This is a genomic window from Treponema sp. C6A8, assembly GCF_000619925.1.
Taxonomy (GTDB): domain Bacteria; phylum Spirochaetota; class Spirochaetia; order Treponematales; family Treponemataceae; genus Treponema_D.
The window spans coordinates 29963-43683 of sequence record NZ_JHVB01000012.1; the positions used below are offsets into that span (position 1 = coordinate 29963).

Below are 13721 nucleotides of genomic sequence, written 5' to 3' on the forward strand. Positions count from 1 at the left end.
CTAATCCTTAATCATCCAGACGGTCACTTTATCACCTTTTTTGAAAGCTTTACCTGCCGGTAAATCGATATAGCAATTGCATTCTGTCAAATTACTGATAACAGACGACGCGTGATTTTCTACCGGAAGATTTACAAATCCGTTTTCAAAGTAAGCGCGTACAAAGCGGCGAAGTTTATTGATTTTTTCATAAGGTGTATTTAGGATTGCGATTTTTTTTTGAGTAGAAAGTTCTTTGCAACCAGTTAACAATGAGATTGCGTGATAAAAATAGATGTCAAAATTGACAAGGGCAGCATAGGGGTTACCAGAAAGACTTAAGAGTAATTTTCCGGTAAGCAGACTTGCAAGGGTAGGTGTGCCCGGCTGTATATTCACGTGAGAAAAAAGTTTTTGTGCAGCAAGGGAATTCAAAACTTCTGGAAGATAATCTTTTTTGCCTACAGAAACGCCGCCGGTGGTGATAATAATATCTGCTTTGCGTGCGGCAATTTTTATAGCAGAAAAAATTTCTTTTTCGTCATCCTTTACAATTTGATTTACTGTTACAGTTTGTCCTGCAGACTGAACGGCACAAGAAAGCATTGGCGCAATGCTGGAATATATTTTTCCGGATGCGAGAGTTTTCCCAGCTTCAAGGAGCTCACTTCCTGTAGTGATTATTGAGACTTTTACTTTACGTCGGACTTCGATTTCAGCAATTCCAAGGCTTGCAAGAAGCCCTATGTGAGCCCGCCCGATTTTAGTTCCGGCTTTAAGAACAAGAGAGTCTTTTTTTATGTCTTCACCCAGGGCGCAGTAGTTCTGTCCGACACGGACGGATTTGTAGATGCGGACTTTCTTCTCACCATAGTCGGTGTCTTCCTGCATTACAACGGCATCAAAGCCATTGGGAACGGGCGAACCGGTCATCACGCGGATGGCACCTTCCTCATGCGCTTTCTTCTGCCAATCCCCCGCAAAAAGCTGTCCCGTAACATTCAATATCACCGGGGTCTCCGCAGACGCCCCCTCGAGGTCAGCAGCCCTTACAGCATATCCGTCCATGGCAGACTTTGCGAAAGGAGGCACATTTATCGGGGCAAATATGTCACAAGCGGCAATCCGGCCATAAGCTTCAGAAATCTGGCAGAATTCCGTTTCTTCAATCGGTTTTAGCGCATTTTTAAGTATAGAAACGGCTTCTTCAATTTCCATTAAAGCTTCTCCAGTCTTACTGCACAGACTTTGAATTCAGGAATGCGGGCAAACTCGTCAAGGGCAGCGTTAGTCAAAACATTGGCAGGAGAATCCGGGAAGTGGAATGGCATCCAGGTTTCACCTTCAGAGCATTTTCTTCCAACGCGGGCAGTAGCCGTAATTGAGCCGCGGCGGCTTGTAACACGGATTTTTTCTCCGTTTTTAAAGCCCAGCTTTTCTGCATCCTTATAGTTCACTTCAATAAAGCCTTCGCCGGCGATTTCGTTTAATCCAGGGGCGCGGGCTGTCATAGCGGCAGCATTGTACTGGTACAAAATGCGTCCGGTTGTAAGGAAATATGGATATTCTTCATCAGGAAGCTCTGCCGCAGGCTTGTAAACCGCAGGGTACAAAAGGGCTCTGCCGCGGACTGGCTTTCCAACGTGCATAATCGGTGTACCAGGCTGGTCTTTTTCCTTACAAGGCCACTGAAGGCTTTCTCCGGCATCAAGTCTGGCAAATGAAATTCCGTGCATGCTTGGTGTCAGCTCTGCAACCTCATCCATAATCTGAGACGGTGTAAGGTAAGGCTGCTTGTAGCCCATTGCATTCATCAAATCAATCAGAATGTCGGTGTCCGGCCTCATATTGCCAGGGACTGTAACTGCCTTTCTGATTCTCTGAACGCGGCGTTCTGTATTTGTAAAGGTTCCTTCCTTTTCTGTGTAGCTGATTGCAGGAAGAATTACGTCCGCATATTCAGCAGTTTTTGTCATAAAGAGGTCCTGAACTACAAAGAATTCAAGGCTTTCAAGCGCTTTGATGATGTGGTGAGTATCAGGGTCAGAAACAACAGGGTCTTCACCGCAGATATAAAGGCCTTTAATATCACCCTTGATTGCGGCCGGGAAAACTTCAGTTGCCTTTAAGCCGGGTTTCGGGCTCAAAGGAACGCCCCATGCCTTTTCAAACTTGGCGCGGACTTCATCATTATCAACCTTCTGGTAGCCCGGGTAATCTGTCGGCTGGGCCCCCATGTCACAGGCGCCCTGAACATTGTTCTGACCGCGCAAAGGATTTACACCACAGCCGCTCTTTCCAAGCTTTCCGCATAGCAGAGCCATGTTGCTCATACTCATTACGCCTTCAGTTCCGCTTGAATGTTCTGTAACACCAAGACAGTAGATGATTGGTGCCTTCTTCGCTGTGGCATACATGCGGGCAGCTTCACGAAGCTTATCAGGATCTATATGGCAGATTTCTCCTACCTTTTCAGGAGTATAATCAGCTACCAGCTTTTTAATTTCCTCAAAGCCTTCGGTGAAATCCTTTACATAGCTTTCATCAATCAGATTTTCTTCTATCATCACATGCATCATGCCGTTTGCAAATGCAACATTAGTTCCCGGACGAAGCTTTAAGTGAATATCGGCCTTTGAGGCAAGTCCGATACTGCGAGGGTCAACTACAATCAGCCGGGTTCCCTTTTCCACTGCCTGACGAATCTGCATTCCGACAACAGGATGGGCTTCTTCCGGATTCGAGCCGACAAGAAGAATGCAGTCCACATCGTGAGTGATGTCGTAAATCGGATTTGTCATTGCGCCGCTTCCCAGTGTTTTTGCAAGACCTGCAACAGTAGCGGAATGGCAGACACGGGCACAATTATCGGTGTTGTTGGTTTCAAAACAGGTACGAACCATCTTCTGAACCATGTAAATATCTTCGTTTGCAGAACGTGAGCAGGCAAAACCCGCAAGCGAGTCCCCGCCGTACTTCTTTTTAAGTTCCATAAAACGTTCTGCGGTATAAGAAATCGCTTTTTCCCAGCTGACTTCTTCAAACTTGCCTGTTTTCCTGTTTTTAATCAGCGGTTGAGTCAATCTGTCCGGCGAGTGAACAAAATCAAAGCTTCCAGATTTTCCCTTTACGCACAAAAGTCCGTGATTTGAAGGACCATCGGCAGCTTCTACGTTCACAATTTTATTATCTTTTACGACAAGATAATACTGGCAGCCTGTTGCGCAGTGAGGGCAGGTTGTAAGAACTTTTTTTACTTCCCACTCGCGGTAATGCTGCTGGCGTTTCATCGTAAGGGCGCCAGTCGGGCAGGCAGCGGCACAGTTTCCGCAGGATTCACAGTTTGTCGCCTTCCAGTTTTCGCCAAAAGGGGCTTCAACCAAATGGAAAACGCCGGTTCTTCCACTTTGCAGCGTATGATTACATGCAGCCTTGTTACATGCGCTTATGCAGGCCTGGCAGTGTACACATTTAAGCGGGTCATAAGCGATGTAAGGATTTGAATCCAGAATCGGGAATTTATTTTTCAGCTTAGTACGCGAACCGTAATATTCAGATTCGCGTACTTCATATTTATTGCAAAGATACTGAAGGCGGCATACACCATTTTCAGGACAATTCATACAGTCTACCTGGTGATTAGAAAGCAAAAGTTTGAGCATTTCCTTTCTATATGAAGTAAGTTTTTCGCTTTCAGTATGAATTACAGCTCCATTAGTAACAGGAGTTTTGCAGGATGCAATAAGACAATCTAATCCTTCGACTTCTACCATGCAAAGCCGGCAGGATCCAATTTCATTAATTCCTTTTAGATAGCAGAGGGTAGGGATGTCAATTCCATTTTGTCTTGCAGCTTCAAGGATGCTTGTATTTTCTTCAACATTTATTGATTTTTCGTTAATTGTACAGGAAATCATTCGCCTCTTCCTCCTACCATTGAACCACAGCCAAAATGATCGCATCGCAGGCATCTTCCTGCTTCCCGCTGACCTTCTTCCTGTGTCATAGGAATTTCAACGTGGTTAAAATCACAAACACGTTCGAAAGGGTCTCTTTCTTCAATTTCTGCACGACCTGTAGCTATATAACTTTTTGGTGTAGCAACAGGAACTTTTACATTACATTCGACCTTATGATGATATCCAAGATATTCGTCAATATTGTAGGCTGCAACCTGACCTGCCGCAATTGCATTGATAGCGGTAGAAGGACCTGTTACGCAGTCTCCGCCAGAGAAAACACCGTCCAGATTCTGAACCTGGCACATTTCATCTGCGATAATTCGTCCGCGGTTTACAGGGACTCCGGCTTTCTCGAAAGGTTCTGCATCACATCGCTGGCCGACGCCTAAAATCAAAAGATCGCACTTAAAGCGGTAAGGGTAGGCACTTGAATGTTCAGTTGTCATCATTCCGTAATCATCATATGGACCGACAATTTCCGGCTGGAGCCAGAGAGCCTGAACAAGACCTGTTTCTTTATCTGCTTCAAGGTTCAAAAAGCTCAAAAGGGTTCTGAAGCGGACTCCTTCCTGCATTGCAGCGCGGATTTCACTTGAAAGGGCTGTCATATCATCACGCTTACGGGTAAATACGTGGATTGTTGCGGCATTAAGTCGGGCTGCAGTTCTGGCAGCATCCATTGCAACGTTTCCACCACCTATCAATACAACCTTTTTACCTGTAAGATCCATTCCTTCACCCTTTGCAACCTTCTGCAAGAAATCTGCGGCAGGAATTACATTCGGAGCGTCGGCATTTTCTACCGGCATGCGGTTTCCAATCTGGGCACCGATTCCCAGGAAAACAGCATCATAATTTTTTCTGAGTTCTTCAAACTGTATATCGCGGCCAACCTTTGTCTGATATTTGATTTCAATATCACCGGCCTTTATAAGAACTTCTATATCATCATCAAGTTTTTCTTTTGGAAGACGGTATTCAGGAATTCCGTAACGCAGCATACCTCCAAGTTTCTGATGTTCTTCAAAAACTACGGCTTTGTGTCCCATGAGGGCAAGGAAGTAGGCGCATGTAAGGCCTGAAGGACCACCTCCAACAATTGCAATTTTCTTTCCGGTCTTTACATTTGCTTTTGGTGGCTGCACCTTACGGGCATTCATCTGGTCAACGGCAAATTTTTTAAGACCTCGGATATTTATAGCCTCATCTATTATCTGGCGGCGGCATTTATTTTCGCAGGGGTGTTCGCAAACCATTGCGCAGGCTGTCGGGAAAGGATTCTTGTCCCGTATAAGATTGATGGCCTGATCAAATTTTCCTTCCTTTATAAGAGCTATGTAACCAGGAACATTTACGTGAGCAGGACAAAGGGTAAGGCAAGGTATTGTCTGAATTGTATTCTCGACGCATTTTCTGGACTTTATATGGCTTTCGTATTCATCTGCAAATTCTTCCATGCTGTGCAGAACCATGTTTGCGGCAACGGCACCCACGGCACAGTCAGAAGTCTGGACAATCATAGTACAAAGGTCTTTCATTTTACTTAATGTTTCTTCAGAACCTTCGCCTTTTAGAATTGAATTAAGAAGCCTTTCAACTTCAACAAGACCATCGCGGCAGGGAACACATTTTCCGCAGCTCTGGTTCATCGACATTTGTAAAAGTGAGCGGTAAAGAACGAGTGGACACATTCCTGGCGGATATGAAGTAATTCTTGTTTTAAACTTATTCAGAATGACATTCATGCGGTCATTCATGTTTCCTTTTTTTGCCAGACGATGCATAAAATCTCCTTAACAATCTATTATAACTCAGGAAATGGCACTTGTAAAAAAGATTGTGTGTAAACGGCAGATCAAGCGGTTTAAAATTTTTAAACCTGTACGTATAATTTTAACGATGCATATCCTCTTTTTTTGGGTGTTCTAGGAGAAAATAAAAAATGGAATCAAAAAAAATAAATGGACCAACTTTTGAAGATTATATTTCGGGAATGAAAGGTCTCTACAATTGTCTTATTCGTGATGACAGGCCTGTTAATGAAAAAACGCCGGAATATTGCAAATATTGGGAAGCCCAGCTTCTGTACGCTATGAAATATGCAACCTATAGCGAGGTTATGTACTCTTTTCTTGCAAAGAATCTGCAAAAGGCATTAAAGGATGGCGATTTTGAAAAAGCCCGTGTGATTATGTATCAGGCTACATTCTTAGAGCATGCAGAGACTGGAAGCACATCCGGCTATGACCATAGCGGACGATTTCTTGAGGTAATGAAATATGCTTCATGTCTTGGTCTTGATGTACTTTACAGATGCTTTCCCAATGATGTTCCATTTTCTAACAATGGTTATCCAATAACTACAATAATTGTAAATCTCTTGATTTGCATTATGTACAATACTGCGGAATCTAAAAAGTATGATGAAGAATCTATTGTTTTAAAGGCAGAAAAGCGTCTTACAAAAAAATCTGACAAGGCATTTTGTGGCGTTTTAATGTGCTTGCTCGGAATCTTAAAGCATGATGTTGGACGCTTTAATGAGGGCTTGCAGATAGCTGTATCAAATTGGAACAGGCAGGAAATAAACGAAACTGAAAAAGTGCTCTGTCAGGCTGCTGTAACTCTTATTATGATTGCAAAAAAGTTTATGTCGCCGGAAGAATTTTCTAATATCGAATATCCTGAGGCAAAGAATTTTTCACGCAAATATCTTGAATATATACTTTCTCAGGCTTCTTTTGAACCGAAAGCATTTTACGAGTTTCCTGATGAGCTTGCTCCAATAAACAGCCTTATGCTTTTGCCGATTCCTCTCACACAACTATATAAACCCTATGAAAATCGTGGGGGATATACTAAACGGGAAAGGGAAGGACTGTTTCTTGATTGTGAACGCATGGTTATTGATTTTGTACTTGATTATCGCAAAAATTATAATGTATGAAAAAAATTGCTTCGTTTATTTCGCCGAAGAATTTTATTAGAACCCTTCTTATTTTATTTATTTGTGTTTTCTCAGGCAGTTGTGGCGGAAAAAAAGCAGAGAATAAATTGTTTTCGTATAAAACCTGTACATTTGTGGGAGATTACGGAATTGTAGAAAATGAAAATGGAATGGGAGATTTAAGACGCTTTGCAAAAGGTACTCCGGTAAAAATAATTGGTTACAGCAAAGAACACGGAACATTTCATGTAACTGCTAAATCATATAGTCCTGGCTGGTGCTATGCGTCAGACCTTGAATTCAAACCTGATGTAATAAAATACCTTACAGATTTTATTGCTGATGGTGACTATACTATAATTTCAATAATACAGCGAATAAAATATGAAAAGCTTTCTGAAATAAATGATTATATTCTGATGCTTTATAATTATCCGGGAATCGAACAGTATAATTCTGATCTTGAGAAGTACTTGTTTTATCATTTTTATAGAAATACAAAAATACATGATTTTGATGCCTTAAACGGCAAAGACTGTATGTATTTAAAAATGGTTGATGCAGACATCATTAAAGATTTTGTCGATTCCAAGGAACTTAAAGCATTAAATTTTTTCAATATTCCTATGGGAAAAAATCGCGAAACAATCCTGATATATTCAATAAGAAATGATAAGCCGGACTTGTTTGAGTATGCACTTAAAAATCAATGGGATTTAACTGTAAAAGACAAATATGGCAAAACAGTCTTTGATTATGCTGCCGAAAAGGGGTACACGGATATTGTCAATGCTGCAAATTCTTCTAAATCTTCAAATCATGATGCCGCATATGAAAAAATAATCGAAAACTGGCCCGAACATTCCCAAGAGGAACTTGATATAAAATTTCCTGATTCTGAAAACAGAAGAATCTGGGGTACAGATAAAACTGAAATTCAATCTTATGATGAAAAGGCTAGAGAAGACCTGAAATTTATAGAAGAAAAAGCAAAACTGGATCTTTCAGAAATCACTATTTCCAATAAATTGGGTCGATTAGTTTCTGCTACGAATCAGTACATGATTACTGATCAAGGAGAAAAAATACCTGTAGGAATTCTTGAAAGTCTGGAAATTGTCAGAATGCTGCCATATAAGCATACTGTCTTAATAGACGGAAAAACAGTTGAATCACCTTTTTTCCTTGTAAAAAAAGACGACGGAAGACTGGGTATTATAAATGCGCTTACATTCTATCGCTTTAGTTGTCGTGAATCTTTTTATGAACAGCTTGATGAAGATGATGAAGATTATGATTCTTATGACTGGGGATTAAAATTTACCGGTTATAAAACAATTCTTGCAAAATTGTTCACTGCTAAAAAAGAACATTGGGAAGAAAGGGATTTTCTGGGAGATTTTCTTATGATTGAAGAAAACCTGGAAGAAGATGGTTCATATTCTATGACTATTACACCTCTGTCATTTGATGATCTTCTGGAATTCAGCTACTATTGGGAGGCGCATGAAGATGAAGATGGTTGCCGTGGAGAAATCTCTTTGAGTACAGAGTTATCTGTTTCTTTGGGACCTGCTTGCTTTGAACCTTCAGAAAAACATGAGCTTTATTTTGATATTACCCGCGAATTTAGAGGAATAAGATATAATCCTAATTTTACTGATGTTTTTAAGATTAATACGAACCGATATCTTGTGGATGGCAATCGACTTAAACACATCTACACGACTAATAGACACTAGAGGGGTAATCATGTGAATTTTATAAAAAAGGCTGTAGCGAATATTGAATTTATTTTCAAAAATATATATTATATTGCTATTGTTTTCGGTATTCCGGCAGAAGGAGGTGACATTAAATGGCAACAATCAACGTAGATGATTCAGAGAACCTTGAAAAAGCAATCAAACGTTTTAAGCGTATGGTTGAAAAAGAAGGTATTATCCGCGAATTCAAAAAGCGCGAATACTTTGTAAAACCTTCTGCAACTCTTCACCAGAAGAAAACAACTCTCGAAAGAAAACTTTTGAACAAAAGACGTAAGACAGAGAGAAAAGACTACTAGTTAGTCGTAAAGCCCCCGGAAATTCCCGAGGGCTTAATTTTTTTATAATGCTGATTTTATAATTTAAAAATGCTGACAATACTCCGCCTTTCCCTAGTTTTTATAATATGCGCAATTCTTTCTATTCAGGATGTAAAATGCAAAAAAATTTCTGTCCCTATCCTGCTGTCTGCTTTTCTTCTTCAAATAATTCTTATTGCTATAGAAGCTTTTGATTTGCTGATACCTCATTTGATTAATTCCATAGTTCTGACACTTTTTTATTTTTTTCAAAGCCGGTTTGCCCGTGGTAAACTTGGTTCTGGAGATATCCTCTTTGCAGCTTTTACAGGTTTATCAATTACTTTTTGGGGATTTTTATGGCTGACGCTGGTTATCCCGCCACTTGCTGCTCTTCTATTTGCACTTTTCTTCTATATATTTAATCATAAAATAGCTGCTATTCGCATTCCTTATGTTCCTTTTATGAGCATAGGCCTGATAGCAACAGTAATTATAGAATTGATTTTTTGATTTGCCACCTTTGTTTTTTAGATATAAAATAGATATACAGGAGTTTTTCTTTATGAGTAAAAAACGTTACCGAATTTCAGTCATCCTTTGTGTGATTCTTGTTGGCTTGATTTTAATTATTAATGCGGTGCAGGGAGTCTTCATGTCTTCTTACACAAAAAAATCAACCGGCGAAAGTTATGCTATGGATTGTACTCAGATTACAAACGCCTATTCACTTGCGATTGCTAATAAAATCAGTGAGTACATGAATCAGATGAGTTTCTATTCTGATGCGGATGTTGTTGCAACTGGAGATGATGCAAAGATTGTTACCTGGCTTAAAGAGCATAACGGAACACGAAAAACCTACTTTTCTTCTATAATTTATGCAGGAAAAGATGGACGCGGTTATACCGATGTTGGAGGCGTTGAAAATGTTTCTAACGAACGCTTCTACAAAGAAATAATGAGAAACGGAAAATCAAGCTATGTTGATAATCCGACCCGCGATTCAAACGGAAATACAGTTTTCCATATTGCGCGTGCGGCTAAGGTTCACGGTGAGATTTTCGGTGTATTTTCTGCGGTTGTTTCCCTTGAAAATGTAAAGAACATGGTGGATTACATTCTTCTTGGAGAGACAGGACAGACCTGGATTATTGCTGATGATGGAACTGTTGTCGCAAACGTAAATCCTGATGTCGTAATGAAAACAAATCTTCTGAATAGTTCAAATGACGAGTCAGTTATTGAAATTGTACAAAAAGCTGTTAATGGTGGTATTGGTACCGGCTGGACTAAAGACTGGGGTGGACTTAAAGGAAATATCTTTGTTACTTATACTCCAATTGCTTATACACCTTGGGTTTTTGCTTTTACAATTGCTGAATCTCAGATGAATAAAACCGGAAATATGCTGCGAAACACAAATGTAATTATTTCTGTTCTCACAATCCTGATTTTGACTTTGTGTACTCTCCTTGTTTCTGGCTTTATGCTTAAGCCTCTTGGAATTGTAGAAAAATCTATTAATGGAATTGCATCAGGTCATGCTGACTTAACCCAGCGAATTAAAATTGATTCTAAAACTGAAATCGGTTCGGTTGTAGACGGCTTTAATAAATTTGCAGAAAAGCTTCAGACTATTATTACTGAACTTAAACATTCTAAAGATGCTCTTGCCGCTGCCGGTGAAGAAATGCATTCCTGCACCCAGGAAACTGCTGATTCAAATGCACAGATTCTTTCTAATATCGAAACCGTTTCTTCCCGCATTACACACCAGTCAGAAAGTGTTCATCAGACTGCAGGCGCGGTAAATGAGATTGCATCTAACATTGAATCGCTTGAGCGCATGATTGAACAGATGGTTCAGAGTGTTAGTCAGGCTTCTGCTGCTGTTGAACAGATGATTGGAAACATTGATTCTGTAAACGGTTCTGTAAAGAAGATGGCAGACCAGTTTGTTGAACTGGAAGAAACTTCTGCAATTGGAACAGAACGCCAGAATGATGTAAATGAAAAAATCAGTCAGATTGAGCAGGAATCTGTAATGCTTCAGGAAGCAAATACTGCAATTGCAAATATTGCCCGCGAGACAAACCTTCTTGCTATGAACGCGGCAATTGAAGCGGCTCATGCAGGCGAGGCAGGAAAAGGTTTCGCGGTTGTTGCCGACGAAATTCGAAAACTTTCGGAAACATCTTCTGCTCAGTCAAAGACAATCGGAAATCAGCTTAAGAAAATCCGGGATTCTATTGAAAGCGTTGTTTCTGCTTCTCAGGCTTCAAGTGAAGCTTTCAATTCTGTTACGGACAAAATCCAAAGCACGGATCATCTTGTTAATCAGATTAAGGGTGCGATGGAAGAACAGGCTGAAGGTTCCCGCCAGATTGGCAGCGCGCTCAGCGTAATGAACGACAGTACTCTTGAGGTTAGAACAGCTTCTAAGGAAATGTCAGAAGGAAATAAAGCAATTCTTACAGAAATCCAGCAGCTTCAGGACGCTACAGGCGCTATCAGGGAAAGTATGCAGATTATTTCTAATACGACTGAAAAAATCACCGAAACGGGCGAGTCTCTGGATAATATCACAAAGATTATGTACAGCTCTATCATGGAAATTGGAAGCCAGATAGATCAGTTTACTGTTTAGTTTGGGGGCAATTATGAAAAAACTTTGTAAATATATCGGTGCATTGCTTGTTTTGTCAGCTCTTTTGCTGAGTACTACTGGCTGTAAAAAACATTCAGAAAAAAAGGAAGTGATTGGTGTTCTTTTGCGAAACGACAATGAAGCTTTTCTTGCGGCCTATAAAGATGGCCTTGTAAAAGCTGCAAAAGAAAGTGGAATTACCCTTCAGTCTTATTCTGCAAATAATGATGCTGCAATCCAAATCGACCAGCTTAAGACAATGCTTTTGAACGGTGTAAAGAATTTTGTTATTATTGCTTTCAATACAGACCTTACTGAGCAGATGGCGAAAATCATTAATTCACAGGGCGGTTCTGCAGCTTTTTCTAATGTAATCCCTTCTGTTGAAGCCCTTAAAGTTGGAAAAAACTTTTTCTATGCTTCTTCCCCTGAAACTGATGCCGGAAACTTTCAGGCTCAGATTATCGACAGTTATTTTAAGAAAAATCCGTCAAAACTAGATGGTAAAAATCTAAGGGTTGTTTACTTCAATGGTGAATATGGTCATCCGGCTCAGATTTACCGCAAAGTTGGTGTAATGGAAGGTCTTGCAAAACTTGGTTATAACGTAAATGTTGTGGCTGAATTTGGTGCCAACTGGAACATTGACAGTGCCCGCCAGTACCTTTCACTCTGGCTGGAAGGCAAGCACTCTGATTTTGATGTTGTAATTGCTCAGAATGATGAAATGGCTTTAGGTGCGGTAGAGGCACTTGTAAGTCACGGTTATGTTGATAATCCATCTAATCCAACTCAGGATGTAGACCGCGATGGAACAGCACTTTCTGTTCCTGTTCTTGGTGTAGATGCAACAGAAGGCGGTAAGGCATCAATGCAGAAAAATCAGATGTATGGAACTGTATTGCAGGATGCAAATGCTCAGGCTGCAACTGCTCTTGAACTTGTATGGCAGTGTCTGGAAAACGGCACAGCTCAGGGCTATACAACAAAAGGTGGACTTTCGGCTGCTAAAGAAACAACAAAAGAGGCGCCTCTTACAGACAGAAATGTAATTGATCAGTGTTTTATTGTTCCTTTTGTACCGGTAACAAAATAAGAGAAATAAAATTTTATAAAACCTATTGACTAAGTAGGTAATAAAGCGTTATAACAAAAACATAAAAAAAACGAGGCGAGCTTTTTAGACTGCCTTGCGAGGAGAATGCTATGAAAAAAATTACTAAACTTTTTGCTGCTGCATTGATTGCAGCGTCTGTACTTGCACCTTTGAGTGCTAAGGCAAAGAAAGGCGTAAAAATCGCTATTCCAAATGATACAACAAACGAAGCACGTGCTTTGCTTCTTCTTCAGGACAAGGGTTATATCACACTTAAGGACGGAGCTGGAATTACCGCAACTCCACTTGATATCAAGGAAAACCCTTACAATATCAAATTCCAGGAAGTAGAAGCTGCTCAGCTTCCTAGTGTTCGCCGTGATGTTGATTTTGCAATCATCAATGCAAACTACGCTTTAGGCGCAAAGCTTAATCCTTCAAAAGATGCTCTTCTTGTAGAAGGTTCATCATCAGCTTACGTAAACATCATTACTGTAAAAGCCGGAAATGAAAATAAACCTGAAATTAAGGCTTTGATTGCTGCTGTTCAGAGTAAAGAAGTAAAAGACTTTATCACTAAAACATATGCAGGTGCTGTAATTTCTGTAGTTGATAATCCAACTGACGGATATGATTCTTCTGTTGATTATGCTGCAATTAAAGGAAAGACAATTTCAATTGCTGCAACTCCAACACCACACTGCGAAATCCTTGAAATTGCTAAAAAGACTTTGGCAGCTAAAGGTGTAAATCTTAAGATTGTTGAGTTTACAGACTATGTTCAGCCAAACAATGTTGTAGAAAGCGGCGAAATCGATGCTAACTTCTTCCAGCACGTTCCATACTTGAATGACTTCAACAAGGAAAACAAGACACATATCGTTTCTGTTGCAGGAATTCACGTAGAACCATTTGGGCTTTATCCTGGAAAACAGACTTCTTTGGACGTAATCAAGAAGTAGTGATAAGCAAAAACATACTATAGCAAGTGGCAGCCTTAATCCGGCTGCCATTTTTATTTA

General features: G+C 40.3%; 10 protein-coding genes. 7 read left to right on the plus strand and 3 right to left on the minus strand.

Annotation, left to right across the window (positions count from 1 at the left end; translation table 11 throughout):
* From glp to T530_RS0110375, 3 genes are read right to left on the minus strand one after another with little or no spacing between them, the layout of a single operon-like run.
* Positions 1 to 1197, minus strand: coding sequence for a gephyrin-like molybdotransferase Glp (gene glp, locus T530_RS0110365; RefSeq protein ID WP_038074447.1), 1197 nt, complete (start codon positions 1195 to 1197; stop codon positions 1 to 3).
* Complete coding sequence (gene fdhF, locus T530_RS0110370) at positions 1197 to 3896, minus strand: formate dehydrogenase subunit alpha (protein WP_027728952.1); 2700 nt, start codon at positions 3894 to 3896, stop codon at positions 1197 to 1199. The genes glp and fdhF overlap by 1 nt, the downstream gene beginning before the upstream one ends.
* Positions 3893 to 5725, minus strand: coding sequence for an NAD(P)-binding protein (locus tag T530_RS0110375; RefSeq protein ID WP_027728953.1), 1833 nt, complete (start codon positions 5723 to 5725; stop codon positions 3893 to 3895). Before T530_RS0110375 ends, fdhF begins: the two co-directional genes overlap by 4 nt.
* Before the next feature lie 158 nt (positions 5726 to 5883).
* Here T530_RS0110375 and T530_RS0110380 point away from each other — a divergent pair, with 158 nt between their 5' ends.
* The 7 genes from T530_RS0110380 (at position 5884) to T530_RS0110410 (ending at position 13661) form a co-directional block, all read left to right on the plus strand.
* Positions 5884 to 6888: a hypothetical protein gene (locus T530_RS0110380; RefSeq protein ID WP_027728954.1), complete on the plus strand. Its 1005-nt coding sequence runs from the start codon at positions 5884 to 5886 to the stop codon at positions 6886 to 6888.
* Positions 6889 to 7022: 134 nt separating this feature from the next.
* On the plus strand, positions 7023 to 8630 hold the full coding sequence (locus T530_RS0110385) for an ankyrin repeat domain-containing protein (RefSeq protein ID WP_156011627.1): 1608 nt from the start codon (positions 7023 to 7025) through the stop codon (positions 8628 to 8630).
* A gap of 116 nt (positions 8631 to 8746) precedes the next feature.
* Positions 8747 to 8953 carry a 30S ribosomal protein S21 gene (gene rpsU, locus T530_RS0110390; RefSeq protein WP_009104963.1) on the plus strand — a complete coding sequence of 69 codons (207 nt, stop codon included), beginning with the start codon at positions 8747 to 8749 and terminating at the stop codon, positions 8951 to 8953.
* A gap of 231 nt (positions 8954 to 9184) precedes the next feature.
* Positions 9185 to 9466, plus strand: coding sequence for a hypothetical protein (locus tag T530_RS15210; protein ID WP_197018270.1), 282 nt, complete (start codon positions 9185 to 9187; stop codon positions 9464 to 9466).
* A 52-nt stretch (positions 9467 to 9518) separates the two neighbouring features.
* Positions 9519 to 11603: a methyl-accepting chemotaxis protein gene (locus tag T530_RS0110400; RefSeq protein ID WP_038074450.1), complete on the plus strand. Its 2085-nt coding sequence runs from the start codon at positions 9519 to 9521 to the stop codon at positions 11601 to 11603.
* Positions 11604 to 11616: 13 nt separating this feature from the next.
* On the plus strand, positions 11617 to 12699 hold the full coding sequence (locus T530_RS0110405; protein WP_027728958.1) for a substrate-binding domain-containing protein: 1083 nt from the start codon (positions 11617 to 11619) through the stop codon (positions 12697 to 12699).
* Between the two features lie 110 nt (positions 12700 to 12809).
* The gene (locus tag T530_RS0110410; RefSeq protein ID WP_027728959.1) at positions 12810 to 13661 is read left to right on the plus strand and encodes a MetQ/NlpA family ABC transporter substrate-binding protein; all 852 of its coding nucleotides are present in this window, start codon (positions 12810 to 12812) and stop codon (positions 13659 to 13661) included.
* Positions 13662 to 13721: the final 60 nt, after the last annotated feature.

Bases quoted from the DNA above. Each gene is read 5' to 3' on its own strand.
- glp (WP_038074447.1), bottom strand. From the start codon at position 1,197: ATGGAAATTGAAGAAGCCGTTTCTATACTTAAAAATGCGCTAAAACCG.
- fdhF (WP_027728952.1), bottom strand. From the start codon at position 3,896: ATGATTTCCTGTACAATTAACGAAAAATCAATAAATGTTGAAGAAAAT.
- T530_RS0110375 (WP_027728953.1), bottom strand. From the start codon at position 5,725: ATGCATCGTCTGGCAAAAAAAGGAAACATGAATGACCGCATGAATGTC.
- T530_RS0110380 (WP_027728954.1), top strand. From the start codon at position 5,884: ATGGAATCAAAAAAAATAAATGGACCAACTTTTGAAGATTATATTTCG.
- rpsU (WP_009104963.1), top strand. From the start codon at position 8,747: ATGGCAACAATCAACGTAGATGATTCAGAGAACCTTGAAAAAGCAATC.
- T530_RS0110400 (WP_038074450.1), top strand. From the start codon at position 9,519: ATGAGTAAAAAACGTTACCGAATTTCAGTCATCCTTTGTGTGATTCTT.
- T530_RS0110405 (WP_027728958.1), top strand. From the start codon at position 11,617: ATGAAAAAACTTTGTAAATATATCGGTGCATTGCTTGTTTTGTCAGCT.
- T530_RS0110410 (WP_027728959.1), top strand. From the start codon at position 12,810: ATGAAAAAAATTACTAAACTTTTTGCTGCTGCATTGATTGCAGCGTCT.